The sequence below is a fragment of the Timonella senegalensis JC301 genome, assembly GCF_000312125.1.
In the GTDB taxonomy this organism is placed as follows: domain Bacteria; phylum Actinomycetota; class Actinomycetes; order Actinomycetales; family Cellulomonadaceae; genus Timonella; species Timonella senegalensis.
Map to the genome: position 1 here is coordinate 218,765 of NZ_HE978643.1, position 21,723 is coordinate 240,487.

The following is a 21,723-nucleotide window of genomic DNA, read 5'->3' on the forward strand; positions in this document are numbered from 1 at the left end:
TCAGATGACTCAGGACAAGGTTGAACTGGGCGAGAAGCTCGGTTTCTACTTCGACCAGACGGCGTGCACAGGCTGTAAAGCCTGCCAGATCGCCTGCAAGGACAAACATGATTTACCGCTCGGCGTGAACTGGCGCCGGGTCGTGGAGTACTCGGGTGGTACGTGGCGCCAAGAGGGGAACACCTTCACTCCGAACGTATTCACCTACTACACCTCGATCTCGTGCAACCACTGCGAGAACCCAGTGTGCATGCAGGTGTGCCCCACAACGGCAATGTCGGTCCGTGAGGATGGCACGGTGTGGGTGGACGAGGACAAGTGTGTCGGATGCCGCTACTGCGAGTGGGCCTGCCCTTACTCGGCTCCGCAGTTCAATGCGGAGAGCGGCCACATGTCTAAGTGTGACCTGTGCTTTGACTACCGTCAGGAGGGCAACGACCCTGCCTGCGTGAGCGCCTGTCCTTCCCGTGCCCTCGATTGGGGACCCATCGATGAGCTACGTGCTAAATATGGAGATAACGCCGCGGTTGCACCTCTCCCGGACCCCTCCATCACGAATCCGCACCTGGTCATCACTCCGCACCGTGATGCGCAGGCGTGGGACTCCGGAACGGGCGACATTGCTAACCCAAAGGAGATCTGATGAACACGCATGAGCTTCCGATGATCCTCTTTACGGTGATTGCGCAAATGTCGGTGGGTACGTTCTTGGTGCTGGGCGTCATTGATGTGGCGGTGATGCGCGGTCGGTTCAAGGACTCCGCCACGCGTGTTGTTGAGCCAGTCCTATACGCAATCGGTCCGGCCCTCGTGCTGGGCCTGCTGGTCTCGATGCTGCACATGAATGACATCACTAACGTGTTCAACGTGTTTAGGCACTGGAACTCGTCATGGCTGTCGCGCGAGATCATCTTCGGCGTCGCGTTTGCGGCTCTCGGCTTCGCCACCGCAATCGTGACGTGGCTGCGCGCCGGCTCGGTTGCGCTTCGCCGCGTGCTTTCTGCGGTGACCGCACTGGCGGGCATCGCGTTGGTGTGGGCAATGAGTCAGATCTATTACTCGGTTGTCACAATTCCGGCCTGGCACACCGCGATCGTGCCACTGCACTTCTTTGGCACCACGATCATTTTGGGTGCGCTCGCGGTCGGTTCGGCCCTCATGGTCACCGCTGCGATCCGTGCCCGCAATGAGCCAAAGCCCGCCACAAAGACCACTACAAAACCCGCCCCGACCTCGGGGTTTGCCGCTATGGTCAAGGGCCGGATCGCGGAGATCAACGCTCCGACCAGCGCTGACGAGTGGGCCTTGACCACCTCCATCGTGCGGTGGATCGCGGTTGTGACCGCAATTGCGGGACTCGTGATCCTGCTGTCGTACCCCGTGCACATTGCGGACCTTGCCCAGGGCAATGCAACCGCGCAGGCGGCCGCAGCTGTGTTCAGCGGCGGGTTCTTCATCGCGCGCATGGTTCTGCTGGCAATTTCTGCCATCCTGCTCGCGTTCTTCGCTTTTTCCACCGCGCGCAACACGCTGCGTGAGCGGCCGGGCTGGCTGGTCACGCTGATGGTTAGTGCGTTCGTGCTGGCTGCGATCGCCGAGATCATGGGGCGTTCGCTGCATTACGATTCGATGCTGCGGATTGGGATCTAGGTGCAGTTCGACCTAGCGTTTCGAGTTGCTACCGCTGGTCAGGTGCTGGGGCGGCTGCTTGTGCTGCCGCCCTCGCCTGCCGTGGCGGACATGTTTTCGGAGGAGCTCACCCGCTCGACTTGGCCGCTTGACGATGAATCGACCAGGCGTGGTCTCTCGCTTCTGGCCGACGGCCCGGGTCCATTTGTGCAGATTCACCAGGAGTTTCATCGCGGTGTGGCTCAGGAGAGTCTCTCCGGCCCGACACTGCGGGTCGGTTCGTACGTTGGAACTGGGGAATCGTCGAATATCAGCGTGAATGCCGCGACCGCTTTGCGGTCGCTCTATTTCAAGCAGGGATTCTCCGTGCCTGGTTTTGATGGGATTTACGACGATTCCCTGGGCTTCCTGCTCATCTATCTGGCCCAGCGGGCTGGGGAACTGGGCCGCGCGCACGCGGCCGGCGACGTGGCGGCGGCGCGACTCGCACACGAACGAGGAAGCGAGGTGCGGCAGGGATTCGTGGACCCGGTGATTGAACCGCTGCTCGAGTCGCTGTCGGGGAGATTCGACGCTCCGCTGTGGCGGGCGTACCCCGACCTCGTGCGAGGATTTGTTGACCAGCACGCACGCCTGCGCGTGGCGTCAACGTTGGGCCCAGCGGAGGATAACAAGTGAGCGTAGAACAAGGGGAAGTAATGTTTGACCAGCGATCCCTAGAGGACGCCATGATGATGTACTCGGTCCTGGGCAGCTTTCACCGCCAGCCACCGAGCGATGAGGTTCTGGCGCAGTTCCGTGGGTTCCTTAACCAATGGCCTGAGGCCGGCGAGCTAGGCCAGCGCGGTCTAGCGCATCTTGCCCAGTCGGAGCAGGCTGGGGAGGACGCTGCGGCGATCCGAGCGGATCATACGTCCCTGTATGGCGTGACCGCGGTGGCCCTTGTGGCTCCCTACGAATCGGTCCACCGCGATCACGATCGCCTCCTGTTCGACGAGTCCACTTTGCAGGTGCGCGAGGCCTACCGGGAACTTGGGTTTTCCGCACCGCGCTTGAATAAGGAACCAGACGACCACATCGGGCTTGAGTTCAACTTCATGGCACGCGCACTCGAACTGGCTCTCACCGCGCATGATGCAGGTGACGCGGAAAACGCGAAGTGGTTCCTAGACCGCGCCCGCACTTTCCACAGAGAGCACCTTGCACAGTGGGCTGCAGAGATGCTTGAGCAGGTCGAGGCGCTTGCAGGCACTCACATGATGAAGGGTCTCGCGCTGCTCTCGCGCGGAGTGCTGGATCGCCCACTGTAACGGTTGTTCTGCGTGACCCGTCACAATTCGGCTGCCCTATTCCGTGGAACTGCGGTGCACGGGCGTGGCCCGGCGCCGCTGAGCGGTAGGCTGGTCAAGTACATGGGCAAGCACCACGCGTTTGGAGTTAGCAGTGATTGAAGTAATGGGCCCCACCGAGATCAAGCGGGCACGGAAGACGGGCGCTCTGGTTGGCCAGATTCTTCAGTCAATGAAGCAGCGCGCTGTAGCTGGCACAAACCTCCTGGACATCGACGCTTGGACCAAGGCCATGATCGAGGAAGCGGGGGCCGTTTCCTGCTACGTGGACTACGAGCCGTCGTTTGGTGAGGGTCCGTTTGCCCACTACATCTGTACGTCGGTTAACGACGCCGTACTGCACGGAAAGCCGTACAACTACACCCTGCGGAACGGTGACCTCCTTACGCTCGACCTTGCGGTGTCGCTCGACGGTGTCGTCGCCGACGCGGCGATCTCCTTTGTGATCGGCGGAGAGGGTACCGAGGAGGACCGGGCGCTCATCGACGCAACGGTTCGCGCGCTCGAGGCTGGCATTGCCGCGGTCAAACCCGGCAACAAGATCGGCGACATTTCCTACGCGATCGGTCAGGTCTTGCGCGGAGCCGGATATACCGTAAACACGGACTTTGGCGGCCATGGGGTTGGCTCCACGATGCACCAAGACCCACATATCCCCAACAACGGTGAGGCTGGACGCGGGTTCAAGCTGCGCCCGGGGTTGCTGCTCGCGATCGAGCCGTGGGTTATGACCGGAACCGACGAGTTGGTCACCGCATCGGATGGTTGGACGCTCAAGAGCGCCACCGGTTCACGCACTGCCCACACCGAACACACCGTCCTCGTCACGGCAGACGGCGCGGAGATCCTGACACTTCCATAGCCTGCAGTTCCCAGTTCCCAGTTCCCAGCGCGCGCTGTGCCGGGCGGCCCCCCACGCGGCGTATCCGCACGTAATACTTCACGACGATTGACTCGCCTTCTCATGAGAAGGGGAGTCAATCGTCGTAACTGAGGTGGGGATGGGCAGTCCACTGCCCTCCCGATTTGTTTTCAGAAGTTGACGATAAAGTGACCGCGCGCACATAATTACCGCATGGCACAGCGCCCCAAGACTGAACCATCGCTCGGTACCCCAAGGTCGGGGTCTCAGCAGGGGTTGCGCGTGCGCAATAGGCAACTCGTGCTGACAACAATTCTGAATGAGGGCGCCGCGACTCAGAGTGAACTCGCGCGCTCCACTGGGCTGTCGCAGGGAACCATTTCGAGCCTGGTCAAGGAACTCGTGGCGGACCGGGTCGTTGAAACCGAGGCAGTGGTATCTTCGGGCCGGCGGGCAACCCTTGTCTCACTCAAGTCCGACGCCCAAATCGTGGTGGGCGTGGACGTGGGGCGAACCCACCTGCGGGTGGCGACCTTCAACCTGCGCCACGAGCTGCTCGGGCGCAAGGACTTTGCGCTGGAGCTCGGGCACTCGTACACGCAGACGCTTGCATTGGCAGGGGAGTGCCTCACTGAACTCCTCGAAGTGAGCGGTCATGACCGTGCCGCCATCTTGTCGTGCGTGGTGGGTATACCGGTGTCCATCGACACTTACTCGATGTCGGTTATCCAAGGCTCGGTCTTGCCCACGTGGGCGGGGGTGGATCTTCGTGAAGTGAGCGAGCAGCACCTTGGCACGCCTGTGACCTTGGAAAACGACGCCAACCTTGGTGCGCTCGCGCATAGCGTGTACGACGACACTGAGGCCAAGAATTTGGTGTATATCAAGATCGCATCCGGCATCGGGGCAGGCCTCGTGCAGGACGGGCGGATCTACCGGTCGACCAGTGGACTCAGCGGGGAGATCGGGCACTTTCAAGTGTTCGACGCGGGAACCGTATGCTACTGCGGGAACCGTGGTTGCCTGGAAACAATCGCCTCCACGAGGAGCCTGGTCGCCGACTTTGGGCGGATGCGCATGAACCCGGAGCCCACGCTTTCCGGTCTCGTCGCCGAGGTGGAGGCGCGCGACCCTGCGGTGCTGAGGCTAATCGACGATGCTGGCGCAGCGTTGGGCAAGACCCTAGCCGTACTGGCAAACTTACTCGCACCGGACGTCATTGTGATTGGCGGACCCCTCGGCTCAGCTGCGGCCGATCTATTAGAGGCTGCGCGGGTGGCCGCTCACCGGCAGGCACTGCCTGCAGTGGAAGCGAGCACCAATTTCAAGGTGTCACGGTTTAAGAATGACGCGGAGCTCTGGGGTGCCTGCGCGCTTGCTATCCAGATCGCTGGAGTGAGGGCTCTCGGGGGAGGTCCGTTGTCTTCGAGTATCACAATCAAATAAAGATTTCCTGCGAGGTTGTGTTCATCTCTTGACCGCAAGACCATGCAACGTTACTTTGGTCACAGAATCGCTATACCGTAGTTGCGGAACTGTTTTCACATAGCAAAGGCGCTAGGAGACAAGTGATGTCAGACAACCATGTGGTCCTTGAGATGAAACACATAACCAAGGTCTTCCCTGGCGTGCGCGCGCTGGACGATGTCAACCTCCAGGTGCGCGCGGGCGAGATCCACGCCATCTGCGGTGAGAACGGCGCGGGGAAGTCCACTCTCATGAAGGTGCTATCCGGCGTTTATCCGCATGGAACCTTTGAGGGGGAGTTGGTCTTCCAAGGGGAGAGCGTTGAATTCAAGGACATTAAAGCGTCTGAGGCTGCGGGAATCGCGATCATTCACCAGGAACTTGCGCTTATCCCTGAGCTCTCCATCATGGAGAACATCTTCCTTGGCAACGAACCAAAATCGGGAATCGGAATCGATTGGCTCGAGGCTCGGCGCCGGTCCATGGACCTGATGGCACGCGTGGGCCTCCAAGAGTCTCCTGATACCGCGATCAAGAACATTGGCGTGGGTAAGCAGCAGCTCGTCGAAATCGCCAAGGCACTGTCCAAGGACGTCAAACTTCTCATCCTCGATGAGCCGACCTCCGCGCTCAACGAAGACGACTCTGAGGACCTACTCAACCTACTGCGCGGGCTCAAGTCCAAGGGCATGACCTGCATCATGATCTCTCACAAACTCAACGAGATCGAGGAGATCGCTGACACCATCACGATCATTCGTGACGGTAAAACAGTGGAAACACTGTCCGTGAAGGCCGGCGAGATCGACCAGGACCGTATCATCCGGGGCATGGTGGGACGCTCTATGGACGCGCGTTATCCCGACCACACGCCCCAGATCGGCGAGGTGTTCTTCGAGGTGAAGAACTGGACGGTGGAGCACCCTCAAGTGCCTGGCCGCATGGTGTGCAAGGGGTCGGAGTTCAACGTCAGACGCGGCGAGATTGTTGGATTTGCCGGGCTCATGGGCGCTGGCCGGACGGAGCTCGCGCGCTCTATCTTTGGCCGCAGTTACGGGAAATTCGTGGCAGGTCAGATTTACAAGGACGGCAAGCTCATTGAGCTGACGAGCGTGCGTAAAGCGATCGAGTCGGGCGTTGCCTACCTGTCAGAAGACCGCAAGTCGCTGGGCCTCAACCTGCTGGACTCCGTCATGCAGACCATCGTCTCCGCTGGGTTGCGCAAGATCTCGACCCGCACTGTCATCGATGAGATCGAGGAGTACAAGGCGGCGGAGGGGTACAGAAAGTCGCTGCGGATCAAGGTCAACGATGTGTATCGCAACATCAACACCCTTTCCGGTGGTAACCAGCAGAAGGCCGTCCTTGCCAAGTGGCTGTTCACTGAACCTGACGTGCTCATCCTCGACGAACCCACGCGCGGTATCGATGTCGGCGCGAAGTACGAGATCTACGGCCTCATTCAGAAACTTGCAGACCAGGGCAAAGGCGTAGTCGTCATCTCGTCAGAGCTGCCTGAGCTTCTTGGAATCTGCGACAGAATCTACACGATCTTTGAAGGACGCATAACGGGCGATGTGAGTCGCGGAGTTGCGACTCAGGAAAACCTCATGCGCCTCATGACTACCCCTACTTCGGCCGCCGTCTGACGGCTCACTAGCTAAGGAAAACCAATGGCCCGGTTCATGGACAGTTTCAAAGGAAACGTTCGCGGCTTCGGCATGATCTTTGCCTTGCTCGCCCTGATCGTGTTCTTCCAGTGGCAGACAGGCGGCAACGTCCTGACCCCGTCCAACGCGATGAACATCATCATCAACAACTCGCACGTGCTCATCATGACCATGGGCATGCTCATGGTGATCGTGATTGGGCACATTGACCTTTCAGTGGGAAGCGTTGCTGCGACAGTCGGAATCGTCGTGGCGCTTGCCACCGCTGAGTGGGAGCTCCATTGGGCCTTGGCTGTGCTTCTCGGAATCGCACTCGGCTTCCTCATTGGTTCTTGGCAGGGCTTCTGGCTCGCCCAGGTAGGTATCCCAGGCTTCATCACTACCTTGGCCGGCATGATGTTCTTCCGCGGACTGAACCAGTACATCGGTCACTCCAAAACCATCCCCGTGCCTGAGGAAATCCAGAAGATGGGCTCCGGCTACCTTCCCGAATGGGGCCCCAACACGGGCATGAATAACTCGACGCTCCTGCTGGGAATCGTGGCGATCCTCGCTCTCGTTTTCCTCGAGTTCCGCAAGCGCGCACGCCTGACCCGCATCAACGCCGATGTGCCACCCCTGTATGCGTCTCTCCTCAAGCTCGTCCTGTTCGGTGTGGTAATTGGGTACCTCGTCCAACTGTTCGGCACGGGACGCCCGGGCACCTCGTTCCCGATCCCCGGCGTAATCCTCGTGGTCTTGGCTATCATTTACACGTTCGTGACAACGCGAACCACGATCGGTCGTCACGTGTATGCGGTTGGTGGTAACAAGGCCGCGGCTGCTCTCTCGGGTGTGAACACCAAGGGCACCTACTTCTTTGTCATGCTGAACATGTCCGTCCTCGCCTCGCTTGCCGGCATCCCGTTCATTGGGCGCATGCGAGCATCCGGTCCGGCCGACGGCCTGAACTGGGAACTCGACGTCATTGCCGCTGTATTCATCGGCGGCGCGGCTGTCTCTGGAGGTGTGGGCACCGTGATGGGCTCCATCATCGGTGGCATGGTTATGGCGGTTTTGAACAACGGCCTCCAGCTCATGAGTATCGGCGCCGCAAGCCAGCAGATGATCAAAGGCCTCGTGCTCCTCGCGGCCGTCGCCTTTGACGTCTACAACAAGACCCAGGGCCGGCCATCCATCACCGGATGGTTGACCCGGAAAAAGGGAGCGCCGAGTGATGGCGCCTCAGGTGGGGCAATCACGCAGGTTGGCCCAGTAGATCCATCCAAACCAACTGAAATCGCATAACCGCCGCGCCTGCTTGCAGAGTCGCCCTGTTCGCAGTGCGTTCTGCTCACCTCAGGCGGTGCGGAGCAGGCTTCACAGCTGAACTGCTTCGTCACCGCACAGCGCACAACTCGGCTCGTCCGAATCGCCCAAGTGGAGGCTTTCCACTGACCTACTCACCACACGGTGAACTCTTGATAAAGGTATGCACATGAGAAAGACACTTCGCACTTCTCTTGCCCTAGGTGCCGTTGCAGCAATGATGCTCGCCGGTTGCAGTACCAGCGAGCGTGGCGATGGGGAAACCCCAACAGACACGGGCACCGGAACCGCGGGTTCGGAGGCTCCAGCGGGCTTTGACGCGGGCGCCAAGATCGGCGTCTCCCTCCCACAGCAGACCTCAGAGAACTGGGTTCTGGCAGAGGACCTGTTCAACCAGGGACTCAAGGATGCCGGATTTGAACCTATGGTTCAGTTTGCCAACAACGGTGCCTCCGAGCAGCAGCAGCAGATCGGCGCAATGATTACCTCGGGCGTGAAGGTCCTGATCATTGGAGCAGTCGACGGTGGACAGCTGGGCGCACAGGCCGAGGAGGCTAAGAAGGAAGGCATTACGGTTATCGCGTACGACCGTCTGCTGACCAACACCAAGGACGTGGACATGTATATCGCGTTCGACCCATTTAGGGTTGGTGAACTCCAAGGTGACTCGCTCCTACAGGGCCTCGCGGCTCTCAAGGGATCGGGCCCATACAACATTGAGCTCCTTGCAGGCTCCCCGGACGACGCCAACTCGGCAAAGTTCTTTGACGGGGCAATGTCCAAGCTGCAGCCAAAGATCGACGACGGCACCCTGAAGATCCTTTCGGGCCAGACCAAGTTCGACCAGGTTGCTACCCAGGGTTGGAAGGCAGAGAACGCCCAGTCGCGCTTCTCCACCATCATGACCGCAAACTACGAGAAGGAAGAACTCCACGGAATCCTCTCGCCAAACGACACGCTTGCGCGTGCCGCACTGACCGCTGTTGACCAGGCCGGTAAGGACTATATCCCAGTTGCAACCGGTCAGGACTCCGAGGTTGAGTCGGTCAAGTGGGTCCTTGACGGACGCCAGTACTCGACCATCTACAAGGACACGCGTGAGCTTGTGAAGGAATCCATCAACGCAGTCATCGCGCTTCAGAAGGGTGAACAGCCTCAGATCAACGACACCGAGTCGTACGACAACGGTGTCAAGGTCGTTCCATCGTTCCTCCTCGAGCCAGTTGTGGTGACCAAGGAGAACGCAAAGGAAGTCTACGCAGGCGACCCATTCGTGGGTGACCTAGTTAAGTAGGACCCTTCGCACCAGGTGCACACAGCGGGGAGGGCCGGCATTCGCCGGTCCTCCCCGCTGTTCTCCTCTTGGCGCGGCGTAGCCGCATCTGCATAACTTAACGACGATTGACTCGCCTTCTCATGAGAAAGCGAGTCAATCGTCGTTAATGGTTTGAAAAAATGTCTAGAAGACGAAGACGTTGACGTCCTTTTCAATTCCGCGGGCACCTTCAGCAACAGCTTCGATGTTGCGGTCCATTTCAGAAACGGCAGAAGTTGTTTCTTCCACGGTGGACGCAACAGCATTGATATTGGCCGCAATCTCAATTGAGCCGGTTGCCGCTTCCGTCGCAGAACGGCTCATCTCGTTCGTGGTCGCGGTCTGCTCTTCCACCGCAGAAGCGATTGTGAGCTGGTAGTTGTTGATGGTTCCGATGATCTCGGAGATCTGAACAATTGCGCTCACTGCAGAGCTCGTATCGTTCTGGATGGCCTCTACCCGGCGAGCCACGTCCTCGGCAGCGCGAGCGGACTCGGCTGCAAGATCCTTGACCTCACTCGCAACAACGGCAAAGCCCTTGCCAGCCTCTCCCGCGCGAGCCGCCTCGATCGTAGCGTTGAGTGCGAGCAAGTTCGTCTGCTCAGCGATCGAGGTAATCGTCTTAATGACGTCGCCAATTTCCTTGGAGCTGTCACCAAGACGCGAAATGGTCACGTTGGTGGCATCCGCAGTTGCGGCAGCAGTTTGTGCCACTGCGGTTGCCTCCTGCGCATTCTGGGCGATCTCGCGGATCGAAGCGCTCATCTGCTCGGCGCCAGCAGCCACGGTCTGGACGTTGCCAGAGACTTGGTCTGCGGCCGAGGCAACAACGGAAATCTGGGTGGCAGTCTCAGCGGAGGCGGCTGCGAGTTGGGAAGAAGCCGCCGAAGGTGTTTGCGTGAGTTCGACGGACTGTTCCGAGTTCCCAACCACGTCACGTAGCGTGCTACGAAGAGCATCCTGCGCAACAATAAGCGACTGCGCCATCTGGCCGGTCTCGTCCCTAGACTGTACCGAAGGCACCTTGGTCAAGTCTCCGAGAGCGAGGGCCTTGAGGGAGTCGTTTACGGAGTTCACATCGCGGCTGATGCGGCGAGCCGTGAGCTGTGCGAGACTCAGCGATGCGCCAGCGCCAATAACTCCAAGCGCAAGCATGATGAAAATGGAGTTGCGGACACCAGCGCTGGTGCGTTGCGCGATGGACGTTGCCTCAGCATTTACAGCGTCACGGATTTGGTTAACGGACACAAGCATCTTGTCGGCTGCTGGCGAGACCCGGGTATCGCGAACAGCCTCAGAGGTGGCGCCCTGTCCAGTCTTGAGTGCAGGGAAGAACTCATCAACCACCACGGACTTGTAATCCGCAATGGCAGAAGCCAACTCATCATTCTGCGGAATATCGAAGGCCGTGTCGTACGCAGCAAGCAAAGTGTCAATAGAGTCAAACTTGGACTTGACGTCGGCGAGTTGGCGGTCCACGAGGCCAACGGATGCGCCTGACTTGGCGAGTGCAACAGAGAGTCGGGCTTCCCAGATTTCGGACTGGAGATCCTCAAAGGAGTCAATAACTACCGTGACCCCGCGTTCCAGCTCTTCGGTTTGGGACTTCACAAAGCTTAGTGCGAGGAGTCCAGATGTCGTAACCAGAATCGTGGTGACCGCTCCCACGATCGCTGTAAAGAGCATTCGGGTGCGAAGCGAACTCGTGCGAAAGGTCCGGCCTCGACCGGTCGAAGCGGGCTCGACGATCGGTTCTCGTGCGGAAGTATGTGCCGTGGGCAAGTTTGTCATGGCTACCTTCATGGTGATTGACACAGCGTGCCCTCCTGGCGCGCTGACGGAGAGGAAGCGGAAACCTTCCTGTGCCCAACAGATCGGCGGTTACGCACGACCTATAAGGCCGCCGAGCCAAAGAATTGTGCCACGGAAGCCGTCACGTCATGCGCCAGGATCCGCAAACCTGCTCATTTCTGCACTCAACGTGACGATTGAACCGACTGAGCACGTGAACTCCACCTGCAGCAGAGGATGCAAGAGGGACCATGGACGGCCCTTCTAGGGGAGTTTGAATCGCAGAGAGCTGGAGAGCAATGAGCGAAAACCCCAACGTGAACCCGATTGAGAGCGGGCAGCGAATCATTTCTATCCCGCGCTGGATCGAAGTCAAGGACCTGCGCCAGCAAGCTGAAGACAGCGCGCCCTCGCGAGCAACGCACTATGTGGTGAGTCCTCACTGCGAGCCGCGCGTTGCTGAGAATCTCGCCGCTGTCTATGCACAGCGTGAACGGTATGAACGAACATTTGCCGTGATGGAGTTAGTGCAGGTGCCTATCCTGCTTCTTGGAGCGGCACTGTTTCTTGTCGTCGTGATCAAAGACCTGCCGATTGGATGGGCGCTCGTTCCGTTGGCGCTGTATGCGGCGGCGCTGTACGTGCATCACGATGTGGAACTTGAGGTTGCCACCCCACTCGATGTAGCGGAGCTCGAACGCTCCAGCGCGGGAAGGGTCTTGCACAGAATAAGTGGCGCTGACTATCGCCAGGTCAACGCTTTTGCACAGGAGAACCCAGATCGTGCGGTCGAGGCACACCTGCTGATGTGGAGGGTTCAAGAACTGGGGGAGTTACTTCGTTCGGTGCGCCGAGAACTTGCCTCGATGGCTGGTGCGGATCTTGTGACGAACGAGGAACTCGACGTTGCACAGCACAAGATGCTTGCGCTCGAGGCGCTAATCAAAGATGGTGAACAGTCGCTACGCTCGCTTCTCAACCCCCAGTACCGTCAGCTACCCGTAGGGAGGGACGGGCTCCTCGACCTTCTGTATCGAGTGGACAAAGCACTGAGCGAAGGCCGTGCGCAGCTGGCACCTCGCGTGGCCAAAGAGAGGGAACGCATGAATGACTACCAGCAGTCGCTCAACCTGTTGGAAGGTCAGATTGACCCGCCGAGTGCGGATGCTACGTAGGCGTAGGTGTGCTGCTGGGGTGAGTAGTCGGGACATGTAAGGGCGTGGTGCAACTGCACCACGCCCTTACATGTAGGTGTGCTCGCTACATCCGGCTTCGGCGTCAGTGTGGCCTCAGTGGCCCGCGGCGAGTAACTGGGTAATTGCGATGCGGGTGTGGGGGAGAGACTCAAAGTATGCGGACGCAACGGCCTCTGGGTCGAGACCGGCGTATCGAATGCGTGCAATGTCGCCCAGTTCGTAGGCCTTGACCGCACGTAGCACCGCGCCGAGCCCGCTGCCAGCAGTGGAGAAAGCGCTCTGAATGTACTGGGACGCGCCCGCCTGCTCCGCAATGGAGAGCGGGTCCGTGCCAGTCTCGTCTGCGAGGGAGGAGACCAGTCCCGCCATGTAGGCCGCGTCGCCACCTCCTGAGAGCCTGCGACAGGTCTCCGCCCTGTTGAGAAGGAACCAGAGCAGGTCAGGGTCTGGCTGGCGTGAGCTAATGAGCGAGGTCAGCAGCAGCGTGTTGATCCGTCCGGTCCCCAGGAATGTGAGGGCGGACTGTAGCGAGTCAAGCCGATTCGACAGGCCAAACGCAGCAGAGTTTGCCATATGCAGCGCCCGTACCGCGATGACCGGGTCAAGGTTCAGTACTGCGGCAACGTCCCTGAAGTCTGTGTTGGAGTCGGACAGCAACTGCATCGCTCGGAGGCACTGGGCATCACCAGGTGCCAGTTCCGCGCCACTCTGAGCTGCGACAGTGTGTACGGGCCCAATGTGCATGCGCCCAGCAAGCGCCTGGGCGCTGAGGTTGTGACCAAGAGTCCAGATAATCTGCCCGTCCGGCTGGTTGGTGGCCGCACCAGGATTTACGACGATTCCCGCGGCGCTCGCTGCGAGCTCCGTTGGCAGAGTGGCTGGGTCGTGGGAATGGACTAGGACGGTAATGTCTCGTGCCGTGAGTTCAAGCAGGTCTTGGGCCCAGTTGTTGTTGGTCACGACGGACTGTTCCACGATCACGCCCGAGAAAGTGGAGGGCACTTCGATGGGAGGAATCCCAAAGGAATCGTCAATCCATAAGAAGGTGGGGGCATCTGCTGCGAGTGCGGCTTGGTCGACGTCAGCGTCGTACTGCGCCCCCAGCACCTCGGGAGAGTTTGGTTGACCTTCGAACGCGCGAATCACGTGAACTGGGACGAGAACGTAGGCCTTGCGGGTGCCGTCTGCGCTATTGAGCGCGAGCCGGAAGAATGGGCAGGTGGGGCGCAGAGTGCTATGCATGAGGCCTCCAAGGTAGTCGGTGCTGAACAACTTCTACCGAGCCAATCGGCCTTGGAACAGATCACATGAGGGATTCGTGTGGGTGGGCCCGCGCACACGACAAGCCCACCTACAGATCCACTAACGGAGGTAGTCGAGCAGAGTGGGCTGGAGCACCTTCGAGGTCACGTTGAGAGATGCCGTGTAGGCGACTTCTTGGATCTTCAAGTCAATGACCGTCTGGGCAAGGTCGATGTGCTCGATGCCAGAGATGTCCGAGCGCAACGAAGACGCGCGGAACGATGCCCTCTCAGCGGCGCTCTCGATCTGGTTGGTTCGTGCGCCGACCGTTGCCCCCGCGTTTAACACCTTTGCCAGGCGGGTGTCGATCTGGTTCAACGCAGGTGCGGGGTCGCCGCCGGTACGCAGGGTAGCGGTGATGTCATCAATGAGTTTGAACACCGAGTAGTCGGGGCTGCTCGGGTCGGTGGAGTCGCCACCGAACACTTCGGTGCCCGCTACATCTACTCGCACAGTGGTGGAATCGGAGATCCGGCGCTCGACTACAGCCTGCTCAACACCAGAAAAAGCGTATGTCTCCTTGTCGAACGCGTGAGATTCCCCCGATGTCCCAGCGAAGACACTGCGTCCGAGGTATTTAGTGTTCGCTTGGTCGAGCAGCGCCGACTTGATTCCATCGAGTTCGACGGCGAGGGCTTCGCGTGTCTCACCATTTTGCGTGCCGGTGTTTGCCCCCTGGGTGACCAAGTCCCGCGCACGACGCAAGAGAGTTGAGGTGGACATGATCGCGGAGTCTGCAAGGTTGAGCCACGCCTGGCCGTCTTGTGCATTGCGAGCGTACTGTGCGCTTGCGGACTGCTCCCTGCGCAGTGACAGGGCGTCAGCAGCCATGGAAGGGTCGTCCGAGATCTTGTTGATGCGTTTACCGGACGACGCCTGCTCCTGGAGCTTTGCCATGGCAGCTAGGTTCTTCTGCATGTTCGCCAGAGAACTGCGCTGGGCAACGGTGTGGGTGGTGCGGAAGTTCATCGTCCAACAACTCCTGTGCGGTTAATGAGCTGGTCGAGCATCTCGTCGATAGTGGTCAGTACCCGAGACGCGGCCTGATAGCCGCGCTGGTAAGTGAGGAGGTTGACCGTTTCCTCGTCGATGTCCACGCTCGCGTTGGATAGTTGTAGGGTCGCGGCGGTCTCAAACGCGGAGTAAGCAACCTCCGCCGAGGCCGCCGAAGATTTTGCCTCGACGCCGACCTTGACTACGAATGTTTTCCACTGTGCGGAGGGTCCGTCAATGGAGGAACCCAATTGCGCAATCTCGTCCGCGATCGAACCATCAAACTCACCCATGTTTGGCGCACCGACCTTGAGGTCCTCTGGGTCGGTCAGTGTGATTGAGAGCGTCTTGGCTGCGGGGTCCCCGCCGAGCGCAAACAGCGGCTTGCCGCCGTCGGCTTTTGCCAAGAGGCCATTGACTGAAGTGGCGAGCGAGGTTGCGACGTCGTTGTATCCCTGTGCGGCCTTGGCGATGAGTCCACCTTGTCCTGCGGGTGCAGTAGCTAGGAGCTTGCCAGAGATCTCCCCACCATCAAAGTTCACAATCGCGCTACCCGGGCGTTCCCACACTACCTGGAGCGTCTGAGCAGTAGCGCCCATCACGCCCTGGAGAGTGCTAGGCCCGGTCACGGCGAGTTTTTGTGCGCTGTTTCCCGAGACCAAGATATTGCCGCCTACCGAAACGTCAACCGTGCCGTCCTCCCGGAACCGCGCAGTCGCACCGGCTGATTCCGCGAGTTGCTGGATTACCAGCTGGCGTTGGTCAATGAGTTCGCTCGCATTGCCGCCGCTCACATTCATCAGCTGAATCTGGGTGTTGAACTCCGCGACACTGGCAGCAGCGGCGTTGATCTCTGCTACTTGTCCGGTGATCTCTTGGTGCTGTTGGATCCACTGAGTTTCGAGTGCACTGTAACCATTACGCAGCTCTGAAGCGAGCGCACGTGATTGCTCGAGCACTACCTGCTTGGTGGCTAGAGTCTGTGGGCTTTTGGCCACTTCTTGGAATCCGGACCAGAGTTCGTTGAATGAATGAGAGATTCCGTCGTCTGAGGGCTCATTCAAGATCGACTCGATCCGAGCGTAGGCGTCAGCACGTGCTGAGAGCATCGCTGCTGAGGAACCTGTGGAACGGACGCGTGCGTCCAAGAACAGGTCGCCGAGTCGTTCAATTCCCTTGATCGAAACGCCCTGCCCGACGGGCTGTGAATAAGTGCCGCGCGAGATCTGCGCCCCAGACACCGACTCAAGATGGGCCCGCTGGCGCGTGTACCCAACGGTATTGGCATTGGCGATGTTCTGCCCAGACACCTCAAGCGCGACGCGCTGTGCGTTCAAGGATGAGAAGGCCGTGTTGAGGCCGGAGAAAGTACTCATTGTTCACTAGAGATTCTGATCGAAGAGCCGGGGGTTAGTTTCAACTGAAGTTGCTGTTCCTTGCTCCGTATATGTCGCTGTTGTTGCGTCAAGGTGCGACAGCGTCTCGGCGATGGCTCGCTGCGACGACGAGAGCAATTCACGATTACTCGAGGAAACCTGCTCGATCTCTGAGGTCAGCTGAATGAGCGCGACACGGTGTCCAGCCAGAATGTCTTGCCACTGCGCGGGAACGTTTGCGGCAACCTCTGAGAGGGGCGCGCCGGGATCGATACCAAGTTCAGTGCATACGGACGAGGATTCAATCGCACGAGCAAGTTCGGCTTCTCGGAGCTGCTCAACTACGGCCTCTACCTCCGTGGTGGCACGTGGTAACCAGCGAGAGCGTCCGGACGTAAGCAGCAACTGCTCTTCCTCAAGCTTGAACAGCAGGGTTTCCAATAGTTGCCGCTGGTTCCAAAGCAGGCTGTTGAGGGTCTGCAGACTCATTCGTTTCTCCTGCGCTGTAACTAGTGGCATCTACTAGACCAGTCGGTAGGCTGCCACACTCTATTAGGTGAATAGTGTGACCCGTCGTCTGTGGCGCAGAACGTGGGGGATACGGCGCGTTTGACGAGTGGATCCCCTTGAATTTAGACCACGCGGAAAGTTTTAGCCACGCCGAAAACCCTGTGACGCAGATCGCAGTACCTGCTGAGTTCACAGCGGTTTCCCAGTGTTTACAACGGTTATGGGTACCGCTCCCCATTGACCAGACCCTTTTTTGGTGAAGAGATTTCATCCTCCCTATGGGGAGGGTGAATTTCTTGTGATTATCTTGTGCAATGAACACACTCTCCGCCGATCAGCGCGCACTGGTTGAGACGCATATGCACGTCGTTGGCTATCACGTCACGGAGATGCTTCAGCGAGTTCCACCCCAGGTAACTCGCGATGAATTGGCCTCCGCGGGCTACCTCGCGCTCGTGCAGACGGCGCTGTCCTATGACGAGTCCTCCGGAGTACCTTTTCCCCGGTACGCTGCGATTCGCATCAAGGGAGCGCTGGTTGACGAACTGCGTTCGATGGACTGGGTCTCACGCGGTGCTCGTCGCAAGATCCGTGAGTACGCCAAAACCGTGGAGGTCATGACTGCGAATCTGGGGAGGGCTCCATCCCGGGATGAGATTGCTGCCTCACTTGGCATTGTGACCAGTGAGGTTGATGCAATCCGCGACACGGCCGAAACCAAGGTCCTCAGCTACGACGCGTACGACGGCTCACTCGCGATTTCGGTACCGGCAAATGCGCCCACTCCGGAAGCAGAGGTGCTCATGAGTGAGCGCATGCTGTATTTGCGTTCCGCCATCGAGGTGCTGCCCGAGCGGCTCCGATATGTAGTTGAGGAAACATACTTCCGTGATCGAATGGTCACGGATCTCGCCGAAGAACTTGGCCTGACGCAGTCGCGGGTCTCTCAGCTTCGAGCAGAGGCCATTGCGCTCCTTCGCGACGGTCTGAATAACCACTTGGCCCCTGAGGTAAAGCGTGAGGAGGGCGTCAAGCAGGGGGCGGCCGCGCGCCGGCGGCAGGACTACTACGCGGAAATCGGGCGTAAGGTCGAGTCCAATGTGAATGCTGCCCGGAACTCACGGGCCACCGGATCAGTCGCGCTCCAACAGCTCGCGGCCAGCGCCGCCGGTTCACCACCGGCACGCGCCAAGGTGGCGGTTTCCAACCTCATGGCATAGCTCCCTTGAGCGGCGATCGAGTCTCCCGAAAACTTCCTTGTAGTTTTTGCTAACACCGAGTTCAAAGCATCCGATGGGGTGGGGGAACAGGTGCCACGGATGGCGCCCGTTGGAAAACCCATTCATCACGGAGGATAACCACAATGGGACTCTCGATTAACCAGAACATCGCGGCCGTTAACTCGTACCGCAACCTTTCCAACACCCAGAACGACATGTCCAAGTCGCTGGAAAAGCTCTCCTCGGGCTTCCGCATCAACCGTGCGGCTGACGACGCTGCAGGCCTTGCAATCTCTGAGGGCCTTCGCTCCCAGGTTGGTGGCCTCAAGGTTGCTGCACGTAACGCTCAGGATGGCATTTCGGTGGTGCAGACCGCTGAAGGCGCCCTCACCGAAGTTCACGCAATTCTCCAGCGTGTCCGTGACCTCGCTGTTCAGGGTGCTAACGACTCGAACAACGACAAGGCGCGCGCAAACATCAAGACTGAATCCGACTCGCTGGTATCTGAGCTTGACCGTATTGCAAAGTCCACCAACTTCAACGGCACCAACCTCCTTGACGGATCAGCTCCATCACTTAAGTTCCAGGTCGGTGCCGATGGCGACGCGAACAGCCAGATTGCTGTAAGCCTCTCGGGTGCGAACGTCTCCGCAATCTCGCAAAACCTCTCGGGTGGAAACCTTCAGACCACTGGCACCAGCTTTGCGATCGCTGATATCGCAACTGTGGCCGGCGTAATGAACTTCACCACTGAGAAGGATGGCGTAAAGTCGACCATCACCACTGGTGACCTTGGCACTGCGGGTTCGTACGACAGCGTTGAAAAGCTGGCTGAAGCACTGCGTAAGGACCAGGCCTTTGCCTCCAACTTCACGGTGTCCGTGAACAAGGACGCTAACGGCGCAGGTACCGGTATCACGGTGTCGGCAATCAACGGTGGAACCCTGACGAACGTCGACAATGCAACCGCAGGTACCGGTCTTGGTGCCGGCCTTGCAGGTACCGCTCTCACCGGTGGTATCAAGTTCGACACGGCTGAGAACGCACAGGCTTCGATCAAGCTCATTGACTCTGAGATCGAGAAGGTTTCGACCGCTCGCGCGGAGCTCGGTGCAAACCAGAACCGACTCGAACACACCATCAAGAACATCAACGTTGCAGTGGAGAACCTCTCGGCTTCTGAATCACGCATCCGCGACACCGACATGGCAGATGAAATGGTTAACTTCACCAAGAACCAGATTCTCTCCCAGGCCGGCACCGCGATGCTCGCTCAGGCAAACCAGATCCCTCAGGGTGTTCTTTCCCTCCTCCGCTAACTAGTTCCCCCACGGGCTGCACGGGCTTGACTCGTACCCGTTGGGTGACCTGTAGTTGAGAAACTCACGGCGTGGACGTGCGGCTCCTTGAAGCTGCACGTCCACGCTTTTTGTTTGTGCGTAGCCGTGGAAGGGGTGTCCCGCGAGCGCGCAAAAACCCTTATGAACAACCAACTTGCGCCGATCAGATAGGAAGAATATCCCTCACCCCATTCGCCTTCTTCCGCTCGAAATGCTTGCGCGGGCTGAGGTGCTCACGGTGCGGCCTCATCGCGTGAGATTAGGAGCCTTACATGAGTATGTCCATCGGCGGAATCGTTTCTGGATTGAACACCGACGAGATCATCGAGTCGCTCATGAAGATCGAGAGCATCCCCAAGAACCACATCGCTACCAAAAAGGCGAGCACGGAGACGTTTATTTCCGCGCTGAAGGCACTCAACGTCAAGCTTGGTTCCATGACAGAGCAGGCGGGGAAGGTCGCGAAGGGAGCCAGCTTCGACGTGTGGAGGGGGAACTCAACTGATCCGAGCGTCACCGTCACCACTGCGGAAGGCGCAACTGCGTCAACGCTCGAGTTCTCGGTAGACAAGCTGGCTACAGGAAAATCTACACTTTCCGGTGCGCTCAGCGATGCGGGCACGCTGCTCACAGACGGTGAGTTTACCTTCACCACAGGCACCGGTGGAGAAATGAAGAGCTTCGCGGTGACGCCGGAGTCGGAGTCGCTTGAAGATCTAGCCTCCTCGATCAACGGGCTTAGGGACGCGGGAATCAAGGCCACAGTCATCAGGACTGAGGTTGGACAACGCCTTCAACTGACCAGCACCACGACCGGAACCAATGAAGGTACGTTCGCAATATCGTCGGGAAGTGGTGAATCAGGTTTTCAAACGATGCGCCAGGCGGCGGACGCACAGATCACGCTGTGGCCCTCCCTTGGACTGGACGGTACGCAAGTGACCAGCGCTAGCAACACCTTCTCGAACGTGGTCAAGGGCGTCAATATCACCGTCAGCAAGGTGACCGACGAAGCCGTAGCCGTGGACGTGAACCGGGACACTGCAGCGGTCACCAAGCTCGGCACTGACCTCGTTAGCCAGGTGAACCAGGTACTCAGCGAGATCGCATCGCGATCAAGCGTGACCACATCCACGGACAAGGATGGCAACCCCATCACGACCGGTGGAATCTTCACGAGTGACTCCACCACCAGGTCCATTGTGACCGGACTGACCGAGGCCGTCATGCACCCCGTCGGCGGAAAGTCGCCGGCGACTATCGGAATCTCGCTGGGCAACGACGGGCAGCTCACCTTTGACGCCGAGAAGTTCGCGAAGGCCTGGGAATCAGATCCCGCCGGAACCCAAGCATTTCTGAGCGAACTGGGATCGCGAATCGAAAACGTGGGCAACTCGTACTCCGACACGTACGAAGGCTCGCTCACCCTACGGGTCCAGTCACAGCAGGCGCTCGTCACCGAGTACGGAAAACAAATCGAGCAGTGGGATATCCGGCTTGAACAGAGAAGGGCGAACCTCGTAGCCACCTACACTGCGATGGAAGTTGCACTCTCATCCCTGCAAAATCAAGGGTCATCACTGTCGGGCGCGTTGTTGTCGCTGTCGGGCAACTCTGCCAAGTAAGGAACACCATGAGCTATCAGAACAACCGCGATGAGTACCTGAAGAACTCTGTCATGAGCGCCAGCCCGGCTGCGCTCCTGATCATGCTGTACGACCGTGCGATTCTTGATATCCGCAGGGCAGAAAGTGCTGTGGAAACCGGAAATCTGCACCTCGTTTCAGGGCACCTCATCCATGCCCAAGACATCGTCACGGAGCTGACAAACTCACTGGACGTGACCGTGTGGGAAGGGGGCGCCCAACTGCGCGCTCTGTACCTTCACCTGTACTCGGCATTGCTCACCGCGAATCTGACTAAGAGCAGCGAAGAGATGGCAGAGTGCCGGGAGATCCTCGAGGAACTCCGAGTCGGTTGGCGCGAAGCCGCAGCGATGGGCGCAGGAGCACCAACACACAATGGGGGAGGCCTCGGTGTCGGCTGAGCTTCGCGCGTACGTAGACGGGCAGAGGGCGGTACTCGATCAACTCGAGGCCGCGTGCGCTGTGATGGAGCGTTCCGGGCTCGACGATGACGCTTGGGCAGGCATTGCCGAGCGAATGGATTCCGCGGCATTCAACGCTGTGCGCCTAGACGTGACGGCCGCGAGCCTAGCTGGACCGGAGGATGCTGCCGAACTTGAGGTCCTGCTGGCTCGGGTCACCTCCATGCAACCACGGCTTGAAAAGGCCCTGACCAGCGTACGCGGTCGGATTGAGGCGCTGAGCGCCCGGAGGCTCGTCCGCGACACTGCATCGCACATTCTTGACCTTGAGGGCTAGTTGGCTGCGCC

General features: G+C 59.2%; 20 protein-coding genes. 15 read left to right on the forward strand and 5 right to left on the reverse strand.

Annotated elements, in window-relative coordinates; genetic code table 11:
* The first annotated feature begins 4 nt into the window (after positions 1 to 4).
* The 9 genes from HGSM_RS08695 to HGSM_RS08735 all read left to right on the forward strand — a co-directional run bounded on the left by HGSM_RS08695 (position 5) and on the right by HGSM_RS08735 (position 9,579).
* Positions 5 to 643 carry a DMSO/selenate family reductase complex B subunit gene (locus tag HGSM_RS08695; RefSeq protein ID WP_019148366.1) on the forward strand — a complete coding sequence of 213 codons (639 nt, stop codon included), beginning with the start codon at positions 5 to 7 and terminating at the stop codon, positions 641 to 643.
* On the forward strand, positions 643 to 1,650 hold the full coding sequence (locus HGSM_RS08700) for a dimethyl sulfoxide reductase anchor subunit family protein (protein WP_019148367.1): 1,008 nt from the start codon (positions 643 to 645) through the stop codon (positions 1,648 to 1,650). The genes HGSM_RS08695 and HGSM_RS08700 overlap by 1 nt, the downstream gene beginning before the upstream one ends.
* Complete coding sequence (locus HGSM_RS08705) at positions 1,651 to 2,307, forward strand: hypothetical protein (RefSeq protein ID WP_019148368.1); 657 nt, start codon at positions 1,651 to 1,653, stop codon at positions 2,305 to 2,307.
* Entirely contained in the window at positions 2,304 to 2,939 is a 636-nt protein-coding gene (locus tag HGSM_RS08710; protein ID WP_230197523.1) for a TorD/DmsD family molecular chaperone, read from the forward strand. Before HGSM_RS08705 ends, HGSM_RS08710 begins: the two co-directional genes overlap by 4 nt.
* Positions 2,940 to 3,072: 133 nt before the next feature.
* Complete coding sequence (map, locus tag HGSM_RS08715; protein ID WP_040594909.1) at positions 3,073 to 3,840, forward strand: type I methionyl aminopeptidase; 768 nt, start codon at positions 3,073 to 3,075, stop codon at positions 3,838 to 3,840.
* Between the two features lie 213 nt (positions 3,841 to 4,053).
* Positions 4,054 to 5,286 carry an ROK family transcriptional regulator gene (locus HGSM_RS08720; RefSeq protein WP_019148371.1) on the forward strand — a complete coding sequence of 411 codons (1,233 nt, stop codon included), beginning with the start codon at positions 4,054 to 4,056 and terminating at the stop codon, positions 5,284 to 5,286.
* 125 nt (positions 5,287 to 5,411) lie between these two features.
* Positions 5,412 to 6,956: a multiple monosaccharide ABC transporter ATP-binding protein gene (gene mmsA / locus HGSM_RS08725; RefSeq protein ID WP_019148372.1), complete on the forward strand. Its 1,545-nt coding sequence runs from the start codon at positions 5,412 to 5,414 to the stop codon at positions 6,954 to 6,956.
* Positions 6,957 to 6,980: 24 nt separating this feature from the next.
* Positions 6,981 to 8,264, forward strand: a complete 1,284-nt coding sequence (locus HGSM_RS08730) for an ABC transporter permease subunit (protein WP_019148373.1) — start codon at positions 6,981 to 6,983, stop codon at positions 8,262 to 8,264.
* A gap of 190 nt (positions 8,265 to 8,454) precedes the next feature.
* Positions 8,455 to 9,579, forward strand: coding sequence for a substrate-binding domain-containing protein (locus tag HGSM_RS08735; RefSeq protein ID WP_019148374.1), 1,125 nt, complete (start codon positions 8,455 to 8,457; stop codon positions 9,577 to 9,579).
* A 165-nt stretch (positions 9,580 to 9,744) separates the two neighbouring features.
* Here HGSM_RS08735 and HGSM_RS08740 read toward each other — a convergent pair whose 3' ends face one another.
* A complete protein-coding gene (locus HGSM_RS08740; protein ID WP_230197524.1) occupies positions 9,745 to 11,391 on the reverse strand; it encodes a methyl-accepting chemotaxis protein in 1,647 nt (548 codons plus the stop codon).
* A 299-nt stretch (positions 11,392 to 11,690) separates the two neighbouring features.
* On the opposite strand from HGSM_RS08740, the gene HGSM_RS08745 reads away from it, so the two are divergent.
* Positions 11,691 to 12,566 (forward strand): hypothetical protein, encoded by an 876-nt coding sequence (locus HGSM_RS08745; protein WP_019148376.1) that lies wholly within the window; start codon positions 11,691 to 11,693, stop codon positions 12,564 to 12,566.
* Positions 12,567 to 12,680: 114 nt separating this feature from the next.
* Here the strand turns inward: HGSM_RS08745 and HGSM_RS08750 are convergent, their stop codons facing one another.
* The 4 genes from HGSM_RS08750 to HGSM_RS08765 all read right to left on the reverse strand — a co-directional run bounded on the left by HGSM_RS08750 (position 12,681) and on the right by HGSM_RS08765 (position 16,747).
* Positions 12,681 to 13,829, reverse strand: a complete 1,149-nt coding sequence (locus HGSM_RS08750; protein WP_019148377.1) for an HDOD domain-containing protein — start codon at positions 13,827 to 13,829, stop codon at positions 12,681 to 12,683.
* 120 nt (positions 13,830 to 13,949) lie between these two features.
* The gene (gene flgL, locus HGSM_RS08755; protein WP_019148378.1) at positions 13,950 to 14,858 is read right to left on the reverse strand and encodes a flagellar hook-associated protein FlgL; all 909 of its coding nucleotides are present in this window, start codon (positions 14,856 to 14,858) and stop codon (positions 13,950 to 13,952) included.
* Positions 14,855 to 16,258: a flagellar hook-associated protein FlgK gene (flgK, locus tag HGSM_RS08760; protein WP_019148379.1), complete on the reverse strand. Its 1,404-nt coding sequence runs from the start codon at positions 16,256 to 16,258 to the stop codon at positions 14,855 to 14,857. Before flgK ends, flgL begins: the two co-directional genes overlap by 4 nt.
* A 6-nt stretch (positions 16,259 to 16,264) precedes the next feature.
* Positions 16,265 to 16,747, reverse strand: a complete 483-nt coding sequence (locus HGSM_RS08765; RefSeq protein WP_019148380.1) for a flagellar protein FlgN — start codon at positions 16,745 to 16,747, stop codon at positions 16,265 to 16,267.
* Between the two features lie 335 nt (positions 16,748 to 17,082).
* On the opposite strand from HGSM_RS08765, the gene HGSM_RS08770 reads away from it, so the two are divergent.
* From HGSM_RS08770 to HGSM_RS08790, 5 genes are all read left to right on the forward strand, one after another.
* Positions 17,083 to 17,988: a sigma-70 family RNA polymerase sigma factor gene (locus HGSM_RS08770; protein WP_019148381.1), complete on the forward strand. Its 906-nt coding sequence runs from the start codon at positions 17,083 to 17,085 to the stop codon at positions 17,986 to 17,988.
* A gap of 143 nt (positions 17,989 to 18,131) precedes the next feature.
* The gene (locus HGSM_RS08775; protein WP_019148382.1) at positions 18,132 to 19,307 is read left to right on the forward strand and encodes a flagellin N-terminal helical domain-containing protein; all 1,176 of its coding nucleotides are present in this window, start codon (positions 18,132 to 18,134) and stop codon (positions 19,305 to 19,307) included.
* A 293-nt stretch (positions 19,308 to 19,600) separates the two neighbouring features.
* Complete coding sequence (fliD, locus tag HGSM_RS08780) at positions 19,601 to 20,953, forward strand: flagellar filament capping protein FliD (protein ID WP_040594911.1); 1,353 nt, start codon at positions 19,601 to 19,603, stop codon at positions 20,951 to 20,953.
* 8 nt (positions 20,954 to 20,961) lie between these two features.
* Positions 20,962 to 21,375 carry a flagellar export chaperone FliS gene (gene fliS, locus HGSM_RS08785; protein ID WP_019148384.1) on the forward strand — a complete coding sequence of 138 codons (414 nt, stop codon included), beginning with the start codon at positions 20,962 to 20,964 and terminating at the stop codon, positions 21,373 to 21,375.
* Positions 21,365 to 21,712, forward strand: a complete 348-nt coding sequence (locus HGSM_RS08790; protein WP_154646293.1) for a hypothetical protein — start codon at positions 21,365 to 21,367, stop codon at positions 21,710 to 21,712. Before fliS ends, HGSM_RS08790 begins: the two co-directional genes overlap by 11 nt.
* Positions 21,713 to 21,723: the final 11 nt, after the last annotated feature.